The following is a 20,794-nucleotide window of genomic DNA, read 5'->3' on the forward strand; positions in this document are numbered from 1 at the left end:
CCATGAGTTTCTTTTTGGAAAACTGGAATTTCGTGGTCAAGGGCCTGCTGATGACCCTGCAGCTGGCGCTGGTCGTGCTGCTCTTCACCACCCTGGTTTCAGTGGTGTTCGGGGTGCTGGCTACATTGCCCCAGCGCTGGCTGGGCTGGCTGATCCATGGCTATGTGGAGCTGTTCCGCTCGATCCCGTTGATCGTCAACGTCTTCTTTATCTTCTTTGGCGCGCCCCTGCTCGGGCTGGATCTGTCGCCCTTCGCCGCAGTCACCACCGGGCTGACCCTCTGGGGCAGCGCCAACGGTATCGAAATCGTCCGTGGTGGCTTGCTGGCAGTACCTCGACACCAGTGGAAGAGTGCCTGGGCGCTGGGTCTACCGCGTTGGCGTATCTACCTGCACATCCTGGGGCCGCAGTCGCTCAAGGCCATCCTACCGGCCTACACCGGGCTGCTCACCCTACTGGTCCAGGCTACCTCCCTGGGCGCGCTGGTTGGAGTGGGCGAGTTCCTCAAGACCGGTCAGACCCTGATTGAGCGTACCACCATGATGACCGGCACCAGTCCCGCCTTCACCGTCTATGGCACGGTGCTGCTCGTCTATTTCGTCATCTGCTCACTACTCAGCTGGCTCAGTCGCTACCTCGAGCGGCGCCTGGGTCGTCCGCTGACCCGTAATCCATCCTAGAGAGGCATCCCATGCAAGAATCCAAGGTCAGCCGTCGTCTCCGGGAGGCCACCGCGCCCGAGGTCTGCGACTTCATCTACGCGCCGCGCCTGGCCGGTTTCGCCGAAGGCTTTCCCTATCTGGGCGACGTCAACAAGGCCCATGTGGTGATGCTTGCCGAGCAGGGCCTCATCGACCGCGCCCAGGCCGCAGCCCTGGCCCGCGGTATCCTCGAATTGGAGACGGCAGGTCCGGGGGCAGTGCCGCTGGATCCGCTGCGCGAGGATGCCTACTTCAACTACGAGGCCGCGCTGATCGAGCGCCTGGGCGCAGATATCGGCGGTCGCCTGCATATCGGTCGCAGCCGCAACGACATCCTCGCCACCCTCGACCGTCTGCGGGCGCGAGATGTTCTCGGCGAGGTGCTGGAGACGCTGCAACAGGTCCGGACGACTGCCTTGGAGGGCGCGGAGCGCCATGCCACCACGGTGATGCCGGGACATACCCATTTGCAGCCGGCGCAGCCGATCACCTATGGCTTCTATCTGGCCGGCGTGGCCCAGGCGCTAGAGCGGGACAGCCTGCGCCTGGCCGCAACCCTCGACAGCATGAATCAGAGTCCGCTGGGCGCAGCAGCCTTCGCCGGCACCCCCTTCGCCATCGACCGAGAGCGCACCGCCGATCTGCTGGGCTTCGACAGCTACCTGGACAACGCCCTGGACGCTGTCGCCTCACGAGATTTCATCCTCGAAGGCCTGTCCCATCTGAGCCTGCTGGCGGTGTTCTGGAGTCGGGTAGCCCAGGATTATTTCGTCTGGACTACCCATGAATTCGGTCTGGTGGAATTTCCCGATAGCGTCGCCGGTACCTCCAGCATCATGCCGCAGAAGAAGAATCCGGTCGTGCTGGAATACCTCAAGGGCCGCAGTGGCCATATCGCCGGACTGCTGATGGCTGCCACCATGACGGTCAAGGGCACCCACTTCAGCCACAGCGGTGACGCCAATCGCGAAGGCACCCGTGGATTCTGGGAGGCCGCGGAAGAAACCCTGCGTTGCTTGCGGCTCCTGGACCTGGTGCTGCGCACGGCTGAACCGGATGCCGTGCGCGGACTAGAGCGCAGCGCCCGGGATTTTTCCACCGCCACGGGGCTGGCCGATCTCATCGTATGCGAGGGCGGACTGTCGTTCCGCGAGGCGCACCATGTGGTGGGCGCCGTGGTGCGCCAGGCGTTAGATGCGGACCTGCCCGCTCACGCCATCGACAGCGCCATGCTCGACCAGGCTGCCCAAGCGGTGATCGGCCGGCCCCTTGGGCTGGATGCTGCCCAGGTCAGCAAAAGCCTGGACCCCACTGCCAACGTCGCCTCGCGGCAATCGCCGGGAGGCCCCGCCGAGCCTGCGCTCATGCGGACCCTGGCGGCTGCGCGGGCACGTCTTACCCTGGAGCGGGAGCGGCACGCGGCCCGGCGTGCGCGGCAGGTGCAGAGTCAGGCGCGCCTGGATGCCAACCTGCGGGCGCTGACCCAGTGAGCACGCTGCTGAAAGTACGGGGGTTGACCAAGAGCTTTGGCGAACAGCAGATCGTCCGCGGGGTGGACCTCGACGTCACGGCCGGTGAGGTGGTGGTGGTAATAGGTCCCAGCGGCTCTGGCAAGTCCACGCTCATCCGTTGCCTCAATAGCCTGGAGGAGCCCTCGGCCGGTACCGTGGAGCTGGACGGTATACCGGTGCATGCCGGCGACCGTCGCGCCCTGGCGACCCTTCGCCAGAAGGTAGGAATGGTATTCCAGGACTACACCCTGTTCCCGCACCTTTCGGTACTACGCAACCTGACCCTGGCGCCCGTCAAGCTGGGACGCCTCAGCGCCGCCGAGGCCGATCGCCAGGCGCGGGCGTTGCTGGAACGGGTAGGTCTGGTGCACAAGGCCGATGCCTATCCGGCGGAGCTGTCAGGCGCCCAACAACAGCGAGTAGCTATTGTTCGGGCATTGGCCCTGCAGCCGCAACTCCTGCTGTTTGACGAACCGACCTCAGCACTGGATCCGGAGACCGTCAACGAGGTATTGGCAATCATGAAGGACCTGGCGCGCGAGGGCATGACCATGATCGTGGTGACCCACGAGATGGGTTTCGCCCGTGAGGTGGCGGACCGGGTGCTGTTCTTCGACGGTGGACGCATTCTGGAGAGCGGCGCACCAACACAGCTGTTCGGCGCGCCACAGGAGCCGCGCACCCGACAGTTCCTTGCCAACGTGCTGCACTAGTACCCGGTCATTTCCAGGTAGCCCACCCCCTTGGCGCTGCCCTCCACCCTGACCGGACCTTCCCAGTAGGGCGTGCCCAGGGCCATCCAGGCATCGGGGTTGACCGCCGCGATCTGCAGATCGAGCTGCTGCCCCGGCAGGGTGATGGACCAGCGTACCGGCACCTCGCGTCCGGCGACCCTGTGGGTGGACTCCGGTGCCAGGCGGATATCGCCGGGATGCAGGGGCTGGTTGTGGCCGTCGGCAGCGATCAGGTTGCCGAACAGATAGTGCTGACCGTCGGCCTGGCGCAGCCGATAGAGCATCAGTTGCCGACCGTCGTCCAGGTGCAGGGAAAACCAGTCCCAGCCGAGCTGGTCCGCGGCCAGGTGCTGGCTGCTCCATTCGCGATCCAGCCAGGCCAGGCCCCTGACCGGCACCCGCCGGCCTTCGATCTGCAGTTCGCCCTGGGCCTGGAAGAACGGCTGGCTGTAGTAGTAGGACGCCTGGCCGCTGGCGGATTTGCGACTCACCCCGCCTTCGCCCTGGAGCACCAGCGGGCCGCTGGCGGCGAGATTCAGTCGGTAGGCGAAGCCCGGACCCTGGGCCCGAACCTCGGCGCGTCCGTTCAGGTCTCCGCTCAGCCGCCAGTCGTCGATCCAGGCGGAAAAGGGCGCGGCGGTCACCCCGGCCTGGCCGATGCCGCCGCGACCCTGGGTCTGGGCGGAAAACTGGCGGGTCTCGCTGGTAAGACCGGCATGGCCCAGCCAGAGGTTGCCGTTGCTCCAGCCGGGCTGGTCGGCGCCGGGGCGCAGGGCGCTGCGGAACAGCGTCCATTGCACGCCGTATTGATGGCCCTCGGCATCGCTGAGGTTGGCCGTGACGTACCACCATTCGATGCGGAAATCCGGGTGGGCGCCGTGATCGGCCGGGAAGCTGAAGACCTTGCCGGGCACCACCGGGGCGAAGTTCTCGCTGCCCTGGCCGAGGCCGGCGAAGCCTGCGGACGTCGGCTGCTCGTCGCAACCGGTGAGCAGCAGGAATGCGACCAGCAGGACCCTAGCGTTCATTACCGAGTTCTCGCAGCAGATCCAGCGGTTGACTGCGCTGCAGCCGAAGCAGCGGCCAGGCAGCCGCCAGCAGGGTCGCCAGCAGGGCAATGGCGGAGAGCGCCAGCAACTGGCCCGGAAAGACCTGCAGCGGCAATCGCCAGCCAAAGGCCTGGACGTTCACCACCGCCACCAGGCACCAGGCGAGCAGGATGCCCAAGGGGATGGCCAGCGCCAGGGTCAGCAGGGCGAGCCCCAGCAACTGGCCCAGGCTGAGCAGGATCAACCGCGGACGCTCGATGCCCAGCGCCCAGAGCGGTGCGAGCTGGCCGAGACGGCGTTGCGCCTGGCCGAGCAGGGCGATGAACAGCGCGAGACCGGCCACCGCCAGAGTCAGGGCATTGAGCGCCGCGGTGGCGCTGAAGGTGCGCTCGAAGACCTGGTCGGCATAGCGCCGCAGCTGACCCTGGTCGATGGAGTGACTGGCGTCCAGCCCGAAGCGCTGCTGCAGCTCGCTGCGCAGGGCTTCCACCTGCGCCGGCGCCATGCGGACGACGATGCGCACCAGAGCGGCATCCGGCCACAATGCCCGCAACCGAGTCTGGGGCAGCAGCAGGTGGCCGCGCGGATTGCCATAGTCGGCATAGGTGGCGAGCACCGGGGCGGACCAGCGACCCTGGCTGCCCTGCAGCTCCAGCCGTTGCCCCTTGACCACCCCCAGGCGGCGGGCCAGTTGCTCGCTGAGCATCAGGCCATCACCGGCGAAGAACGGCGTCCAGGCCTCGTCGCCGGCATCGAGCAGCGGCCAGTGTCGCCGATAGAGATCGGCGTCGAGGATACCGCTCAGGGTGGACGGCTGGCCTTGAATCCCCGTCTCCCTTTCGTACACGGGCAGTACCGCGCGCACGCTGGGTTGGCGGGGCAGCCAGTCGAGCAGGGTCGCCGCCTGGGCAGCGTCCTGCGGACGCAGATAGAGTTCGGCGGCCAGGCGCTGGTCGAGCCAGCCATCGAAGGTGCGACGAAAACCCTCGGTCATGCTGCCGGCGCCGACATTGGCCGCCAGGGCCAGCAACAACGCCATCAGCGCCTGGGACAGTCCGGGCAACTGCTGCCGGGCGTCGGCCAGGAACCAGCGCGAAAGTGGCCGCCGTGCCCGCTTCAGCAAGAGATCCAGCAGGGCGCTCAGCAGCGGCGGCAACGCCAGCGCGGCAGCCAGCAGGAGGCAGCCAAGCAGGGCCAGGCCGCTGGCCAGGCTGTTGCCGCCCAGCCAGAGGACCAGCGCCGCCAGGCCCACCAGCAGGGCACCCAGCGCCTGCCGACGCAGCCAGCGGCCATGGGCGGCGCGCCAGGCTTCGCCCTGGGCCAGGGCCAGCAGCGGTAGCCGCGCCGCGCGCCACAGACCATCGGCTCCGGCCAGCAGGGCTCCACCCAGGCTGAGGCCGAGGCCGGCCAGCCACCAGGCCGGATTCAGGGTCAGGCTGCCGGCGATTTCAGCGCCGTAGAGGCCGCGCAGGCTGGCCGCCACATCGGGCAGCAACAGGGCCGCCAGAAGATAGCCGCTGGCAACCCCCAGGGCACCCGCCACCAGGGCGATCAGCGCCAGCTCCAGGGTCAGCGCCAGCACCAGGGTCGCGGCCGACAGGCCACAGGCGCGCAGGGTTCGCAGCAGGGCGCGGCGCTGTTCCAGCGCCAGGCCGGTAGCGGCATGGACGATGAACAGGCCGACGGCAAAGGCCAGCAGGCCGAGCGCCAGCAGGTTGAGGTGGAAGCTGTCGGTCAGGCGGTCCAGTTCGGCACCCTGGTCGTTCTCCACCCGTTGCAGGTCGACCCCCTCCAGGATGGGCAAGGCACGCCGGAAGGTCTTTGGCAGGATCAGTCGGGAGACTTGGTCTGGCGCGTCCAGCAGCCGCTGGGCCTGGCCGATGTCCAGCACCAGGGTACCGGGCGCCAGGCCGGGGCGCGGCTGCAACGGTGGCAGCGCCAGGCCATCGGCGCGATGCAGCACCGCGCCGGCCCGCAGCCGCCATTCACGCAGCGTTTCCGGCGCGATCCAGGTGGTCCCGGTCGGACCGAGGAAGGCGAACAGGGCCTCTGGCGGTGCGCCGGCCGCCACGCCGCGATCGCTGGGCAGACTGACCGGTTCGATGCCCAGCAGTGGCAGGGCGCCCTCGCGCTCGGCCAGGGTCAGGCGCCCCTGCAGGACGGGCGACACCGGCCAGCCCTGGCGGCGCAGTTCGACGAACAGCACCTGGGGCAAGCGCTTGCCGTCGGGGGCTTCAAGACTCGACTGGTCGGCGCCGAAGAGGGCGGTGGCCTGGGCATAGCTCTGGCGGGCCTGGGCGTTGAGCGCCAGCACCCCGGTCAGCAGCGCGGTCGCCAGCCACAGGCCGGCGACCAGGCCGGCGAGTTGCAGGGGATGCCGACGCCAGTGACTGACCAGGCTGTGCAGACTCCAGTAGAGCAGCCTCATGGCTGGCCCACGGCTGTGCCGCCGAGACGCCCGCGTTCCAGTTGCAGGATACGATCGAGATGACTGGCGATGCGCGCGCTGTGGGTCACCATCAGCAGGCTGCTGCCGGTCTCGGCCACCAGTTCCAGCAACAGGGCGAGGGCCTGGTCGCCACTGGCTTCGTCGAGATTGCCGGTGGGTTCATCGGCGAGCAGCAGAGGTGGCCGGGAGGCGAGCGCCCGCCCCAGGGCCACACGCTGCTGCTGGCCGCCGGAGAGCTGTTCCGGAAAGCGTTCCAGCAGGGTGGCCAGGCCCAGACGTTCGGCCAGCTCGGCTTGCCAGCGCGGATCATGGCGGCCGGCCAGCCGGGCCTGGAAGGCGAGATTGTCGGCTACGGTCAGACTGGCGATCAGATTGAATTGCTGGAAGATCAGACCGATGCCCTCGCGGCGCCAGGCGGCCAGACCACGCTCGTTGAGGCTGGCGAGTGCCTGGCCGGCGGCCTGGATCTGGCCGCGGTCGGGCCGGTCGAGACCGGCGACCAAGTGCAGCAGGGTGCTCTTGCCACTGCCGGATTCGCCCATGAGCGCCAGACTCGCGCCCCGTGCCAGGCTGAGGTCCACGCCGCGCAGGACCGGCAACGGCCCCTGGGGCGTGGGATAACTCTTGTGCAGATCGGTGATGGTCAGCATCGCGCCTCCAGCGCCGGTCGTGGTCTGCAATCGACCGGGCGCGGGCGGCGACGTTCAGCGCGGTCAGCGGCGCTTGACCTTGCCCTTGCCGGCTTTTTCGTCTTCCTCGCGCTGCAGGCGTTCGCACTTGCGCACCATGTTGAGGTAGTACACGGCGCTGCCGGCGAACAGGATGATGGGCAGCGCCAGGGACATCTCCAGCAGGCTGCCGGGGAAGGCGCTGGGCACCCAGTGGTGATAGAGCAGGATGCCGATCGCCAGCAGCACCGAGTACAGCAGGCCGTAGCCGCCGGCCTTGCGCGATTCGCGGGCGAGGTCGAGGGGCGGGCGATTCAGATCGTTGGGCTCGAACATGGAGGTCTCTGGCAGGCACTGAAGAAGGCGCTAGTCTAGCGCCTGGACTCGCGCCGGTCGCCACTGCTCGGGCACCCCGGACAAGACGTCGCAGGGGTTGCCCGCCACTCGTTCACGCGATGTTCAGGCAGACCTAAGCTTGAAATCTTATCCTTTGCAGCCATTTAGAGGCCTGACGATGGCAAGCGAGCAGGTCTCCTTGTAAGCTCGATCAGTTATTTGAACGCGCATAATGCGCACGGATAAGGAATCAACATGAAACAGTATCGGTTGGCAGCAGCGGTGGCCCTGGTGGGTCTGGTTCTGAGCGGCTGCGACTCCAAGCCCAAGGTCGAGCTGGAAAGCCCGGCCCAGAAGGCGTCCTATGGCATCGGCCTGAACATGGGCAAGAGCCTGGCCCAGGAAGGTATCGATGACCTGGATCCCAAGGCCGTCGCCCTGGGTATCGAGGACGCCGTTGGCAAGAAGGACCAGAAGCTGACCGATCAGCAGCTGACCGAAGCCTTCGCCGCCCTGCAGAAGCGCGCCGAAGAGAAGATGACCAAGGTCAGCGAAGACAACGCCAAGGCCGGCAAGAAGTTTCTCGAAGAGAACGGCAAGAAGCCTGGCGTGATCACCACCGCCTCCGGCCTGCAGTACGAAGTGGTCAAGAAGGCCGACGGCCCGCAGCCCAAGCCCACCGACGTGGTCACCGTGCACTACGAGGGCAAGCTGGTCGACGGTACCGTGTTCGACAGCTCCATCAAGCGTGGCACCCCGATCGACCTGCCGGTCAACGGCGTGATTCCGGGTTGGGTCGAGGCGCTGCAACTGATGCATGTCGGCGAGAAGATCAAGCTGTACATCCCCTCCGAGCTGGCCTACGGCGCCCAGAGCCCGAGCCCGGCGATCCCGGCCAACTCGGTGCTGGTGTTCGACCTGGAACTGCTCGGCATCAAGGACGCCGCCGCTGCCGACGCCGAAGACGCCCCGGTCGCGCCGGCTGCCGATGCGCCGGCCGCTGCCGAAAAGGCCCCGGCCAAGAAGTAAGCCGCTCCCGCTGTATCAGACGCCCTGCCTTGCAGGGCGTTTTACGTTGGGCGGCGGGAAACCCTGACGCAGCGGTGCGATCAAAGCTGGGGTGAAAAGCCCTGCGCCAAAGGGGTCGCTGCCCACCGTTCTTCATTGCTCGAGGTGTCCATGAAGCCGCCGAAGAATTTTGATCGCTATCTGGGTATCGCCCAGCGCCTGCTGATCCGCGGCCGCCTGCCGGCGCTGCTGCTCGGCGTCGCGCGCAAGACCAGCAAGCGTGGACTCAAGCTGGGCGAGGCCCGTGAGACCCTGGGACTGTTCCATCAGCTGCTGCTGGCCTGGTGGCGCGGCGAGTATCGCGGGGTCAGCCGCAAGACGCTGCTCACCGTGGCCGGCGGCCTGGTCTATTTCCTGCTGCCCATCGACCTCATCCCCGACTGGGTGCCCATGTTCGGTCTGCTCGATGACCTCGCGGTCCTGGCCTGGGTCGGCAAGGCCTGCAGCGACGAGCTGGACGGCTTCCGGGCCTGGCGCGCCAACCGTACCGCAAGTCAGCAGGCGGCCCTGGCCGCATTGCCCGACCGGCACGAACGGCCAGCAGCGGGTGTCGCCCTCGATCAGCTGCGGGACTGAACGGCTTGAGCGTACGCATCAGTCGTCAGCACTGGCTGGCCTTGCTGGATGAACTGGAAAGTGCGCGGCGCAGCCGCAGCCTGCTGACCTATCGCTCGGTGATCGAGCGGCTGGGGCTGCCCCAGCCGGCGATGGTGACCCTGACCACCGCGCTGGAGTATCTGGCGGCCCTTGATCGTCGCGAGGGCCGGCCCCTGCGCAGCGCCCTGGTGGTGAGCCAGAGCGGTACGCGTATTCCCCGTGAAGGTTTCTTCGACTGCGCCCTGCGCCTGGGTGCCCTGGACGGCTCGCCGCCGGTGAGCGACGCGGTCAGCTGGCACGCGGCCGAGGTGACCCGGGTATTCGACCACCGCTATCCCGACCATCGCCTCGAATAGGGTTCAGGCCCGCATCAGGTGCAGGCTGTAGCCGGGCACCCGCTTGGCGTTGCGCTTGGCTTCCGAGGCAAGGCCGGCCAGGCCGCTGGCATCCACCCGCTTGCCGGCCTCCTTGTCCAGCTCCACGACCCCCAGTGACAGCGACAGCAGCGGATACTCGCGGCGGCGACCGTCCCTGTCGTAGGCGAGAAAACAGCCGGCTTCCAGGTGTTCGCTGCGATAGAAATGCCGGCAGCGCTCCTGGAAGCCCGCCATCAGGCCGTTGAGTCGCTGTCGCCAGTCCGTGGAACCCAGCACCACCAGAAAGTCGTCGCCACCGATATGGCCGACGAAGTCCTGCTGCGGATCCAGGCGTTCGGAGAGGGTCTGCGCCAGCGAGAGCAACACCTCGTCGCCCTTGGCGTAGCCATAGAGATCGTTGAAGGGCTTGAAGCCATCGATGTCGACGTAGCACACCACGGCTTCGCGCCGCTGATCCAGCAAGCGCGTGAGGCACTGCTGGATGGGCACGTTGCCGGGCAGCTGGGTGAGGGGGTTGGCGTGCTTGGCCTGCTGGATGCGCTGCTCGGTGATCAGCCGCAGGACATCCATCACCCGACCGACCCCGACATAGCGGCCACCCTCGGTGATGATGAAATCCTCTTCGATGCGCTGGCGTGCCCGCGCGGTGAGCAGGCGGCTGACCTGCTGCAGCGACTGGTTGGTTTCGGTGGCCAGGAAATCCTGGCTCATCAGCCGGGCGATGGGCTTGCGCGCGAACACCTCGTGGGCGAAGGGCTTGAGCAGCGCCGAACTCAGCTCGTGGTGATGGACGATGCCCACCGGGCGATCGTCCTCGTCCACCACCGCCAGGGTATTGAGGCTGGGTTGCAGGCGGAAACGCTCCAGTACCTCGGGGATCAGCATGTCCTGGCCGACCGCGACCTGCTCGACCCTGAGGCTGGCGACGGTGGTCGCTTCCTCGGCGAAGTCGGAGCTGCGGGTGGTGATCACCGGCAGCAGGGTCTGGATCTCGCGCGGCGGGGCCGCCGTCGGGCGGCCCAGCAGATAGCCCTGCACCAGATCAACGCCCATGCTTGCCAGGGTCGACAGCTCTTCGTGGGTCTCGATGCCCTCGGCGATCACCTGGGCCCGGGAGGCTTCGGCCATCTTCAGGATGGAGCCGACGAATTCGCGTTTCACCGCATCGCGGTGGATGGATTCGATGAAATGCCGATCGATCTTGACGAAATCCGGGCGCAACTCCGACCAGCGCCGGAGGCTGGAATAGCCCGCGCCCAGATCGTCGAGGGCGATGGAGAAGCCCATGGCGCGGTAGTGGTGCAGGGCGGTGGCCAGCAGCGCGAAGTCATCGATGGGCGCCTGTTCGGTCAGCTCGATCACCACCTGGGCCGGCGAGAGCCCCAGGCGCTGCAGCAGCTTGAGGGTCTGCCCCGACTGATGCGCCGGCTCCAGCAGGGTTTCCGGGCAGACATTGAGAAACAGCAGGCCATCCAGGGCCAGTTCGCGAAAGGTCTGGCAGGACTGCTGGCGTGCGGCGATTTCCAGCTCGGACAGGCGGCCGGCCTGGCGCGCGGTGGCATAGAGGGGCAGCGGAGATTGCAGCGGCGTATTGGAGGCGCCGCGGATGAGCGCCTCGTAGCCCAGGATGCGTCGCTCGCTCAGCGAAACGATGGGCTGAAAGAGCGAATGCAACTCGCGGTTGGCGAGAATGCGATCCAACACCCCAGCCTGGTCGTTAAGCGTCATGGTTAGCCTGCAGGAACCCAGAAACGAAAATGCCCGGGGGTCGCACTTGGCGACCCCCGGGCATTTCACGACAGAGATATGACGCTTTGATGTCAGCGCTTGGGTGGCGTCTGACTCAGGTCGAGATAGTCCAGCAGTACATGACCCGACTCCATCAGGTAGGCGTCGTCCTGCGGCTTGGTCTTGTCGTCGTCGATCGCCGGGTTGTCCTCGTCGATCTTCTTCAGCTCCTTGAGCGGAGCTTCACCCTTGCCCTGGCGCCGCTGGTTTTCCATGGCCAGCTGGCGATTGTCCAGGGCGGTCTGCTCGGCCCGGCGCTTCTGCTCGTTGAGGCTGACGGTGGTGTCCGCCGCCAACTCCTGGGCCAGCTTCAGACGCTCGCGAGCGAAGATGAAGTCGGGATCCTTCTGCACCCGCACGTCATGGCGCTTGACCAGTTCCGGCAGGTAGTTGGCGAAGGGATTGCTCAGGCCGGTCACCGCCGGGGCGATGGTGTCCCAGGGCATGGAATCGGGCAGGGCGCTCTCGCCGATCTGCTTGGTGTCCACCACCGCCGGGTAATCGATGTCCGGCAGCACGCCCTGATGCTGGGTGCTCTGGCCGGAGACGCGATAGAACTTGGCGATGGTCAGCTTAAGCTCGCCATGGTTGAGCGGCTGGATGGTCTGCACGGTGCCCTTGCCGAAGGTCTGGCCACCGACGATCAGCGCCCGGTGATAGTCCTGCATGGCACCGGCGAAGATCTCCGAGGCCGAGGCGGACAGGCGATTGACCAGCACGGTCAAGGGGCCCTTGTAGAAGGCGCCGCCTTCGTCGTCGGCCAGCACCTCGACCTTGCCGTCGCCATTGCGCACCAGCACGGTAGGACCCTGATCGATGAACAGCCCGGTCAGCTCGGTGGCTTCCTGCAGCGAGCCACCACCGTTGTTGCGCAGGTCGAGGACGATGCCGTCGACCTTTTCCTTCTGCAGCTCGCCGATGAGCTTCTTCACGTCACGCGTGGTGCTCTTGTAGTTCGGATCGCCTGCGCGATAGGCCTTGAAGTCCAGGTAGAACGCCGGCACGTCGATCACGCCGAGCTTGTAGTGCTTGCCCTCGTGGGGCACGTCGATCACGTGCTTCTGCGCCGCCTGCTCTTCGAGCTTGACCGCTTCGCGGGTGATGGTGACGATCTTGGTCTTCTGGTCGTTCGGCGCATTGCTCGCCGGGATGATCTCCAGGCGCACCTTGGAGTTCTTGGGCCCGCGGATCAGCTTGACCACCTCGTCCAGGCGCCAGCCGATGACATCGACCATCTCGCCGTCACCCTGGGCGACGCCGACGATCTTGTCGGCCGGAGCGATCTGCTTGGACTTGTCGGCCGGGCCGGCCGGGACCAGGCGCAGGATCTGCACGTAGTCGTTATCGTTCTGCAGCACTGCGCCGATGCCTTCCAGCGACAGGCTCATGTTGATGTCGAAGTTCTCCGCGCTTTCCGGGGAGAGATACTGGGTGTGCGGGTCGTAGGACTCGGCGAAGGCATTGATGTAGGTCTGGAAGACGTCTTCGCCACGGGTCTGGTTGAGGCGCGCCAGCTGATTCTTGTACCTCTTGGTCAGCTGCTGCTGGATCTGCTGGTCGGTCTTGCCGGACAGCCGCAGGCGCAGCACCTCGTCCTTGAGCTTGCGATGCCAGAGATCGTCCAGCGCGGCGGTGTCCGCCGGCCAGGCCGCCTTCTCGCGATTGGTGTTGAAGGACTCGTCGAAACTGAAGTCGAGCTTGCCGATGCCGGCGTTGAGCAGGCCCAGCCCATAGTTCAGCCGCTCGGTCATGCGCTGGGCATAACGGCGGTAGATGGCGAAGCCCGGTTCGAGATTGCCCTGCTTTAGGTAGTCGTCGAAACGGGTGCGCGAGGCGTCGAATTCGCGGATGTCGGCGGCATTGAAATACAGCCGGGCGGGATCAAGCATCTTCAGATAGCTGTCGTAGATCTTGATCGACTGGGCATCGTTGAGCGGCGGCTTGCTGTAGTGGTGCCGCTTGAGCAGTTCGACGATGTTGAGGCTGGCGATGACCTGGTCGCGGTCGGGTTGCAGTTTCTCGGCGCCTACCGGCGCGTTGGGCTTGGCGAAGAGGGGCGTTGCGCTGACGCCAAGCAGGACAACGAGGGCGGTACGGGACAAGAGCTGCTTCATGTGTATTCGACTAATGCACGGAAAGGAATAGGCTATAGGCCCTTCCCGGCCCGGGCGGTTCCGCGGCCAGGGGAAGTATGACGGGCGCTGACGAAAGTCGTCTGACGGCGGTCTGAGGGGTAGCGGCGATCGGAAGGGTTAGGCTGTGACAGCCCCGCGTCTTCCGGTCCGCTCGACTCCCGCAGAACCCGCCGGCGCAGGCGCTTTTCGTCAAAGCCTGAGCCACTATGGAGGCACCGTGAACGCATTGCAAGGTATCGAAGGGCAACTGGAATGGCAGTCACTGAGCGCTCGCGCTCTGGCGCCAGGGGAAATTCGCATCAAGGTGGCGGCCGCCGGTCTCAACCGTGCGGACCTGCTGCAACTGGCCGGCAACTATCCGCCGCCGCCCGGCGCGCCGGCCACCCTGGGCCTCGAATGCGCCGGGGTGGTCAGCGAGACCACCGCGGATTCGCGCTGGCAGGTGGGTGATCGCGTCTGTGCGCTGCTGGCCGGCGGCGGCATGGCCAGCGAGGTGGTGGTGGACGGACGCCAGGCCGCTTCCGTGCCGGAGGGCCTGTCGCTGATCGAGGCCGCTGCGCTGCCCGAGGTCTGGGCGACCGCCTGGAGTAACCTGTTCGACCTGGCCGCCCTGCAGCCGGGTGAAAAGGTGCTGCTGCATGCCGGTGCCAGCGGCGTCGGCTCGGCTGCCATCCAGCTGTGCAAGGCCTTCGGCAATCCCTGCTGGGTCAGCGTCGGTTCCCAGGATCGCCTGGCGCACTGCGAGCGCCTCGGCGCCGAGGGCGGGGTGCTGCGCAAGACCGATCTGGAAGGCCTGCGCGATTTCGCCCCCTTCCACGTCATCCTCGATCCGGTGGGGGCGAACTATGCGTCGCTCAACCTGGACCTGCTGGGCCAGGATGGCCGCTGGGTGCTGATCGGCCTCATGGGCGGTCGCCAGGCCGAGATGGATCTGGGCAAGGTACTGGGCAAGCGCATCCGCATCATCGGTTCGACCCTGCGCAATCGATCCGTGGAATTCAAGGCCAAGACCATGAGATCCCTGGAAGCCAAGGTGTGGCCGCTGTTTGCCGAAGGCAGGCTGAACGTCAACCTGGAACGCCGCTTCGCCGCCCAGAACGCCGAAGCCGCCTTTGCCGCCCTGGAAAGCAACGAGGTGAACGGCAAGGTGGTGCTGGTGCTGGACGAAGGGCTGGAGTAGCACCCACGGCCAAGGTTATCGCGGCCATGGCGGTCCGCCGCTACGGCCGCTCCTACAGATCGAGTCAGCTGTAGGCGCAACTGTCTTTATCGCGGCCATGGGCCGCTCCTACGAGGGGTGATGCTTCTGTAGGAGCGGCCCATGGCCGCGATAACATAGGTGTCTGACTGACTCTACCGCCAGCTCAGGATCGGCCAACCGGCCTGTGCCGCGCGCTCGCGCAATACCGGATCCGGGTTGACCGCGTGCGGCTTGCCCACCGCTTCGAGCAGCGGCAGGTCGTTGCGCGAGTCGGAGTAGAAGCTGGCGTTGGCCAGCAGGCTGCGGTCGCCGCCGAGCAGTTTCAGCAGCCGGGTCAGCTTGCCTTCGCGAAAGGTCACGACCCCCTCGACCTGGCCGCTGTAGACGCCGTGGCTGAGCTGCAGGTCGATGGCCAGCACCTCTTCCACGCCCAGCCGCTCGGCGATGGGCTCCACCAGATGCACCCCGGAAGCCGAGACGATGATCACCCGGTCGCCGGCGGCGCGGTGGGCGGCGATGCACTTCATGGCGTCGCTGAAGATCAGCGGTTCGATGACGTCCTCGACCCAGGGGCCGACCTCGAAATTCACTTCTTCGGGCGTGCGGCCCACCAGGGGTTCGAGGTGGAAGGCCATGTAGTCTTCCATGGCCAGTTCGCCCTGGGCGTAGGCCGCCATCAGCTCGCTGTCGCGCCGCACGAAGGACTCGCGGTCGACCCATCCGAGCACGCCCATCTGCTGGCTCCAGAGACTGGAGCAGTCACCATCGATAAGGGTTTCGTCGAGATCGAAAATCGCCAGGGTCATGCCACTTCTCTCAGGCTGTCGGAATCGACGGCCAGGGTGACGGCTGTGCCGTTCGCCTGCAAGGCCGACGGGCCATGGTTGAGAACGTCGACATTGAGTTCGCAGGCTTCGGTCGCGATCCGGTAGCGGATCACGTTGCCCAGCAGGCTGTGGCTGACGATGCGCCCGCTGAAACCATCGGCGACGCCGAGCCTTATGGCCTCGGGACGAATCGCCACCTGCCCCTGGAAGGTCTGGCCGAACAGCCGGCTGGCCTGATCGGCGCTGAGCAGGTTGTAGTTGCCGATGAAGCCGGCGGCAAAGGCATCCACCGGCGCGGTGTAGAGGGTCTCGGCATCGCCACTCTGGACGATGCGGCCCTCGCGCATCAGCACGATGCGATCGGAGAGGGTGAGAGCCTCTTCCTGGTCATGGGTGACGAACACCGTGGTCAGGCCCAGCTCCTGCTGGATGGCGCGAATCTGCTCACGCAGGTGGCGGCGGATACGGGCATCCAGCGCCGAGAGGGGTTCGTCCAGGAGCAGCAGCCTTGGCCGCACGATCAGCGAGCGCGCCAGGGCCACCCGCTGGCACTGGCCACCGGAGAGCTGGTGTGGATAGCGTGTGGCGAAGCCTTGCAGTTCCACCAGGGTCAGGACCTCCTGCACGCGCTGCTGCACCTCATCCCGTGCCAGGCGCTGCATGCGCAGGCCGAAGGCGACGTTCTGCTCCACCGTCATGTTGGGAAACAGCGCATAGCTCTGGAACACCATGGCGATGCCGCGGCGCTGCGGTGGCAACTGGGTGATGTTCTGACCTCCCAGCACGATGGCGCCACGGTCGACCTCGGTGAGCCCGGCCAGGCAGCGCAGCAGGGTGGACTTGCCGCAGCCCGAGGGGCCGAGCAGGGTCACCAGTTCGCCCTGTTCCGCATGGAATTCGATGTCGGTGAACAGGGTATTGGCGCCGTAGCGCTTGTGCAGTCCCTTGACCGCGAGATAGCTCATGTCCGCTCCCGATTGAGGCGATTGGCGATCCAGGTCAGCAGCAGGACCGCGAGGAAGTAGGAGATCACCAGGGCGCTGGTCAGGTGGCCACTGCCGTTGCGCAGGTTGTAGAGGTAGATCTGCAGCGTCTCGTAGCGCGTTCCCACCAGCAGGTTGGCGAAGACGAATTCGCCGATGAGAAAGGAAAAGGACAGGAACAGCGCCACCATCAGCCCGGTCCGCAGATTGGGCAGCACCACCAGCAGCGCGGCGCGCCAGGAGCTGGCGCCGAGCAGGTGGGCGGCGTCCATCAGGTCGCGCAGATTGAGCGCCTGGAGGTTGTTGCTGATGGCGCGGTACATGAAGGGCAGGGCGATGGTGAAGTAGCAGAACACCAGGATCCAGGGCGTGCCGGTCAGCGGCAGCGGACCACTCGCGTAGAGCTGCAACAGACCGACCGCCGAGACCACCGGCGGTACGGCGAAGGGCAGCAGGATCAGCACGTTCATCAGCGCATCCAGCCGTGGAAAGTGATAGGCGACGGCGAACATGGCCGGCAGGATCAGCACGCAGGACAGCGCCAGGGCGCCAAAGCAGATCGCCAGGGAACGACCGAAGGCGGCGAGAAAGCGCGGCTCGCTCCACAGCTGCAGGTACCACTTGAAGGTGAAGCCCGCCGGCAGCAGGGTCGCCGACCACTGGGTGGCCAGGGAATAGAGGAGGGTCGCGGCCAGGGGCGTGAACAGGATCAGGAACAGGACCCAGACCACTGTCCGATGATAGAGGCGCTCAGTTCTGGACATGCCGACTCCGCCGTAGCAGCCACTGGTGGACGAGGGTGATCAGGGTCATGAAGGCCACCAGCAGCATGGCCAGCGCCGCGGCCAGGTTGGGCTCTAGATAGATGTCGCCGGAAACCAGGGCGGCGATGCGCACCGGTACCACGTTGAAGTTGCCGGTTGTGAGCGCATAGACCGTGGCGTAGGCGCCCAGGGCGTTGGCCAGCAGGATGATGAAGGTGCCGACCAGCGCCGGGCTGAGCACCGGCAGGCCGATGTGCCGCCAGTATTGCCAGGTGCCGGCGCCGAGCAGCGCCGCCGCGTCGCGCCAGTCCTGCTTGAGGGCTTCGAAGGCCGGGAACAGCAGCAACACCCCCAGGGGAATCTGGAAGTAGGTGTAGATGAGGATCAGTCCGCCCTTGGTGTAGAGGTTGAAGCCTTCGATCAGTCCGAATTGCTTGAGCGCCAGGGTCAGGCAACCGTTGATGCCCAGCAGGATGATGAAGGCGAAGGCCAGCGGCACCCCGGCGAAGTTGCTGGTCATGTTGGTGAAGGCCACCACGAAGCCGCGCAGCCGCGAGTCGACCCGGGTCAGCGAATAGGCGCCGAGCAGGGCGATGAGCAGACCGCAGACGCTGGACCAGAGCGAAATTTCCAGGGAGAAGCGGATGGCCTGCAGGTAGAAGGGCGAGCCGAGGATTTCGGCGTAGTTGCCCAGGCCCCAGCCACTTTCGCTGGAATTGAAGCTGTTGAAGGCGATCCAGGCCAGGGGCGCCAGCTGGAAGGCGCCGAACACCAGCAGGAAAGGCAGGATCAGCAGCAGGGCGAGCCAGGGCCGCTTCATGCCAGCAACTCCCGGCACAGGGGCTTGTCGTGGGCAAGACCCAGCAGCGTGCAGACGGTGCCGCAGATCTCCACCTGGCGCGGTGTGGCCTCGCCCAGGGAGAAGCCCGCGCCGAAGACGAACAGGGGCACCTCGCGTTCTTCCGGGAGCGTCCCGCCGTGACTGCGGTCGTCGTTCATGCCGTGGTCGGCGGTCACCAGCACCTGGTAGCCGGCGTCCAGCCAGGCGGGCAGGTAGTGGGACAGCAGGCCGTCGGCGCGGCGCGCGGCATTGCGGTATTCGGGGCTGGAGAGGCCGTGCCGGTGGCCGGCATCGTCGATGTTCATCGGATGGACCAGGAGGATGTCCGGCGCCTGGGTAAGGCGCAGGTGCTCGGCGTCGTCGAACAGATGGGAATCTGGGTAGTGGTCGGCGTAATAGAAGTGGCCATGCTGGATCGGCAGGGCGGTATCGCTGACATGCCTGTCCTGCGCTCGATCGAAGGGGCTGCGGTTGTAGAGTTCGCTGACCCAGTGGTAGGCCGCCGCCGCCGTGGTGAGGCCGGCGGCCTGGGCCAGATGGAAGAGGCTGATCTGGTTGGACAGCCGATCCACGCCATTGTGGACGATGCCGCTGCTCACCGGGGGCACCCCGGTGAGCAGGCATTCGTAGAGCGGGCGGGAGAGCGAGGGCAACTCGCACTCCAACCGGTAGAGGCGACCCCGGCCAGCCAGGCAGAGCGCCTGGAGAAAGCCGAGTCCGTGTTCGGCGACCCTCAGGGCGAGTCCGTCCAGCACGACCAGGATGACCTTCATGACGTCACTGCTGCATGTTGATCAGAACGTGTTCCTGCCAGAGCCGCGGCAGGCGCTTGGAGGTTTCTTCCCAGGCCTTGGCGTCGGCGATGGGTCGGGCCTTGGCGTATTGCGCCTGGGGCAGCAGCTTGGCCTGGACGTCGGCCGGCAGGGTCAGGTGCTCGGCGCGGATCGGCCGGGCATAGCCCTGGGCCAGGTTGATCTGGCCGGCGTCGGAGAAGATGTACTCGCGGGCCAGCTTGGCCGCGTTGGGGTGCTTGGCGTACTTGTTGATGATGGTGGTGTAGCCGGAGGTCACCGAGCCATCGGAGGGGATCAGCACCTCGAAGCGCGAGCGATCGATCTGGTCGCGATAGCTCAGGGCGTTGAAGTCCCACACCACCCCGACTTCCACTTCACCCTTCTCGAGGTTGGCCACCACCGGGTTGGTGAAGGCCAGGCGACCTTGCTTGGCCAGCTTGGCGAAGAAGTCCAGCGCCGGCTTGATGTTCTTTTCGTCGCCGCCGTTGGCATAGGCCGCTGCCAGTACGCCACTCACCGCCTGGGAGGCGGCGCTGACGTCGCCGATGGTGACCTTGTAGTTGCCCTTGAGCAGGTCGGCCCAGGAGTGGGGGACGTCCTTGACGGTCTGCTTGTTGACGATGAAGGCGATGGTGCCGGTGTAGGCCAGCGCCCAGTGACCGTCGCTGTCCTTGGCCCAGCTCGGTACCTGGTCCCAGGTGCTCGGCTTGTAGGGCTGGGTAACGCCCTTCTGCACGGCGATGGGGCCGAAGGAAGCACCGACGTCACCGATGTCGGCGGAGGCGTTCTCGCCTTCGGCGGCGAACTTGGCGATCTCCTGGGCGGAGCTCATGTCGGTATCCTGATGCTTGAGCCCATATTTCTGCTCAAGGTCCTGCCAGGTACCTTTCCAGTTTGCCCAGGTATCGGGCATGCCGACGCTGTTCACCTCGCCTTCCTTGCGGGCGGCGGCTTCGAGGGATTTGAGGTCGACGGTATCGGCGAAGGCGGTACCGGCCTGTAGCGCAACGGCAGTGGCCAACAAGGAAGCAAGCAGACGGGTCATACGGGTGCTCCAGGTGTTAGGGCTTGGTCTAGGTCAGCAAGACACAGGCCAATCTAGGACCGGGGTATGACGATTTGATGGCAATGCGCCCTGTTTCACCGCTGGCACGGGCGCTGCAGTCGTCACCAAGCGGTCATCTGGCCGTCTTAGTCTCCCAACAAACCCTAGTCGAGGCACTCCGGGTGCACCAATCCGAAACTGGTCTAGTCCAAAGAAGTGCGCCGGGTGCCGGTGCCATCCGCCAGGCATTGCAGGAGCAGATCGCCCATGGCCTGCTGCCGGCCATGGAGCGCCTGCCCTCCGAGCGCCAGCTGAGCGAGCTGTTCGCCACCACCCGTATCACCCTGCGTGAAGCCCTGCTGCAGCTGGAAGCCCTAGGGCTGATCTATCGCGAGGAACGTCGGGGTTGGTTCGTCGCCCCGCCGCGGCTGGCCTACAACCCCCTGGCACGGACCCATTTTCACGCCATGGTGGAAGCCCAGGGGCGGGTACCGGCGACCGAGGTCGTGGCGGCCCGGCAGATGCTGGCGTCCGCGGAGATCTGTCGCCTGCTGGAGTTGCCGGCGCTGTCCAGCGTCTATCAGATCCGCCGGGTGCGTCGGGTGGACGGCCGGCTGGTGCTCTATGTCGAGCACTACCTCAATGCCGCCTATTTCCCGGGCTTGCTGGAGCACGATCTGCAGCGCTCCCTCACCGAGTTGTATCGCGACCGCTACGACATTCGCTACGGCGAGGTGCGCTTCGAGATCCTGCCGACGGCGCTGCTGCCGGAGGCGGCCCAGGCGCTGCGGGTGGCGCAGGGCAGTCCGGCGCTGCACATCACCCGCATCAACCACGACCAGCAGGGGCGACTGATCGATTGCGACCTGGAATTCTGGCGGCATGACGCCATCCAGGTCAGGGTCGAAGTACCGGACTAGGCTGGC

The 20,794-nt window shown here is 66.2% G+C and carries 20 protein-coding genes; 8 read left to right on the forward strand and 12 right to left on the reverse strand.

From position 1 onward, the window contains the following. Window positions 1-2 precede the first annotated feature (2 nt). From AABM56_RS09180 to AABM56_RS09190, 3 genes are read left to right on the forward strand one after another with little or no spacing between them, the layout of a single operon-like run. A complete protein-coding gene (locus tag AABM56_RS09180; RefSeq protein WP_158891177.1) occupies window positions 3-680 on the forward strand; it encodes an amino acid ABC transporter permease in 678 nt (225 codons plus the stop codon). A gap of 11 nt (window positions 681-691) precedes the next feature. Beyond that, the gene (argH, locus tag AABM56_RS09185; RefSeq protein ID WP_347884027.1) at window positions 692-2,191 is read left to right on the forward strand and encodes an argininosuccinate lyase; all 1,500 of its coding nucleotides are present in this window, start codon (window positions 692-694) and stop codon (window positions 2,189-2,191) included. Further along, window positions 2,188-2,925, forward strand: coding sequence for an amino acid ABC transporter ATP-binding protein (locus tag AABM56_RS09190; protein ID WP_347884028.1), 738 nt, complete (start codon window positions 2,188-2,190; stop codon window positions 2,923-2,925). Before argH ends, AABM56_RS09190 begins: the two co-directional genes overlap by 4 nt. Here the strand turns inward: AABM56_RS09190 and AABM56_RS09195 are convergent. From AABM56_RS09195 to AABM56_RS09210, 4 genes are all read right to left on the reverse strand, one after another. Further along, entirely contained in the window at window positions 2,922-3,974 is a 1,053-nt protein-coding gene (locus AABM56_RS09195) for a lipocalin-like domain-containing protein (protein ID WP_133859360.1), read from the reverse strand. The genes AABM56_RS09190 and AABM56_RS09195 overlap by 4 nt on opposite strands. Next, complete coding sequence (locus AABM56_RS09200) at window positions 3,964-6,423, reverse strand: FtsX-like permease family protein (protein WP_263258687.1); 2,460 nt, start codon at window positions 6,421-6,423, stop codon at window positions 3,964-3,966. The genes AABM56_RS09195 and AABM56_RS09200 overlap by 11 nt, the downstream gene beginning before the upstream one ends. Continuing rightward, on the reverse strand, window positions 6,420-7,094 hold the full coding sequence (locus AABM56_RS09205; protein ID WP_133859358.1) for an ABC transporter ATP-binding protein: 675 nt from the start codon (window positions 7,092-7,094) through the stop codon (window positions 6,420-6,422). Before AABM56_RS09205 ends, AABM56_RS09200 begins: the two co-directional genes overlap by 4 nt. A 63-nt stretch (window positions 7,095-7,157) precedes the next feature. Next, entirely contained in the window at window positions 7,158-7,448 is a 291-nt protein-coding gene (locus AABM56_RS09210; protein ID WP_133859357.1) for a hypothetical protein, read from the reverse strand. A 255-nt stretch (window positions 7,449-7,703) separates the two neighbouring features. On the opposite strand from AABM56_RS09210, the gene AABM56_RS09215 reads away from it, so the two are divergent. The 3 genes from AABM56_RS09215 (at window position 7,704) to AABM56_RS09225 (ending at window position 9,469) form a co-directional block, all read left to right on the forward strand. Beyond that, window positions 7,704-8,477, forward strand: coding sequence for an FKBP-type peptidyl-prolyl cis-trans isomerase (locus AABM56_RS09215; protein WP_133859356.1), 774 nt, complete (start codon window positions 7,704-7,706; stop codon window positions 8,475-8,477). Between the two features lie 150 nt (window positions 8,478-8,627). Continuing rightward, on the forward strand, window positions 8,628-9,092 hold the full coding sequence (locus tag AABM56_RS09220; RefSeq protein WP_133859355.1) for a YkvA family protein: 465 nt from the start codon (window positions 8,628-8,630) through the stop codon (window positions 9,090-9,092). Between the two features lie 5 nt (window positions 9,093-9,097). Next, window positions 9,098-9,469, forward strand: coding sequence for a hypothetical protein (locus AABM56_RS09225; RefSeq protein WP_133859354.1), 372 nt, complete (start codon window positions 9,098-9,100; stop codon window positions 9,467-9,469). 3 nt (window positions 9,470-9,472) lie between these two features. Here the strand turns inward: AABM56_RS09225 and AABM56_RS09230 are convergent, their stop codons facing one another. Then, window positions 9,473-11,218 carry a bifunctional diguanylate cyclase/phosphodiesterase gene (locus AABM56_RS09230; RefSeq protein WP_133859353.1) on the reverse strand — a complete coding sequence of 582 codons (1,746 nt, stop codon included), beginning with the start codon at window positions 11,216-11,218 and terminating at the stop codon, window positions 9,473-9,475. 92 nt (window positions 11,219-11,310) lie between these two features. Continuing rightward, the gene (locus AABM56_RS09235; RefSeq protein ID WP_347884029.1) at window positions 11,311-13,392 is read right to left on the reverse strand and encodes a carboxy terminal-processing peptidase; all 2,082 of its coding nucleotides are present in this window, start codon (window positions 13,390-13,392) and stop codon (window positions 11,311-11,313) included. 238 nt (window positions 13,393-13,630) lie between these two features. Here AABM56_RS09235 and AABM56_RS09240 point away from each other — a divergent pair, with 238 nt between their 5' ends. After that, the gene (locus AABM56_RS09240; protein WP_178083867.1) at window positions 13,631-14,593 is read left to right on the forward strand and encodes an NAD(P)H-quinone oxidoreductase; all 963 of its coding nucleotides are present in this window, start codon (window positions 13,631-13,633) and stop codon (window positions 14,591-14,593) included. A 173-nt stretch (window positions 14,594-14,766) separates the two neighbouring features. Here AABM56_RS09240 and AABM56_RS09245 read toward each other — a convergent pair whose 3' ends face one another. From AABM56_RS09245 to AABM56_RS09270, 6 genes are read right to left on the reverse strand one after another with little or no spacing between them, the layout of a single operon-like run. Continuing rightward, entirely contained in the window at window positions 14,767-15,420 is a 654-nt protein-coding gene (locus tag AABM56_RS09245) for an HAD family hydrolase (protein WP_347884030.1), read from the reverse strand. Beyond that, a complete protein-coding gene (locus AABM56_RS09250; protein WP_133859350.1) occupies window positions 15,417-16,406 on the reverse strand; it encodes an ABC transporter ATP-binding protein in 990 nt (329 codons plus the stop codon). The genes AABM56_RS09245 and AABM56_RS09250 overlap by 4 nt, the downstream gene beginning before the upstream one ends. Then, window positions 16,403-17,188, reverse strand: a complete 786-nt coding sequence (locus AABM56_RS09255; RefSeq protein ID WP_133859349.1) for an ABC transporter permease — start codon at window positions 17,186-17,188, stop codon at window positions 16,403-16,405. Before AABM56_RS09255 ends, AABM56_RS09250 begins: the two co-directional genes overlap by 4 nt. Then, complete coding sequence (locus AABM56_RS09260) at window positions 17,175-18,008, reverse strand: ABC transporter permease subunit (protein WP_133859348.1); 834 nt, start codon at window positions 18,006-18,008, stop codon at window positions 17,175-17,177. The genes AABM56_RS09255 and AABM56_RS09260 overlap by 14 nt, the downstream gene beginning before the upstream one ends. Then, window positions 18,005-18,802, reverse strand: a complete 798-nt coding sequence (locus AABM56_RS09265) for an alkaline phosphatase family protein (protein WP_133859347.1) — start codon at window positions 18,800-18,802, stop codon at window positions 18,005-18,007. The genes AABM56_RS09260 and AABM56_RS09265 overlap by 4 nt, the downstream gene beginning before the upstream one ends. Before the next feature lie 4 nt (window positions 18,803-18,806). Further along, window positions 18,807-19,868: an ABC transporter substrate-binding protein gene (locus AABM56_RS09270; RefSeq protein WP_133859346.1), complete on the reverse strand. Its 1,062-nt coding sequence runs from the start codon at window positions 19,866-19,868 to the stop codon at window positions 18,807-18,809. Window positions 19,869-20,050: 182 nt separating this feature from the next. On the opposite strand from AABM56_RS09270, the gene AABM56_RS09275 reads away from it, so the two are divergent. Beyond that, a complete protein-coding gene (locus AABM56_RS09275) occupies window positions 20,051-20,788 on the forward strand; it encodes a UTRA domain-containing protein (RefSeq protein WP_058790817.1) in 738 nt (245 codons plus the stop codon). Window positions 20,789-20,794: the final 6 nt, after the last annotated feature.

This window comes from Pseudomonas aestiva (assembly GCF_039908605.1).
Lineage (GTDB): Bacteria > Pseudomonadota > Gammaproteobacteria > Pseudomonadales > Pseudomonadaceae > Chryseomonas > Chryseomonas aestiva.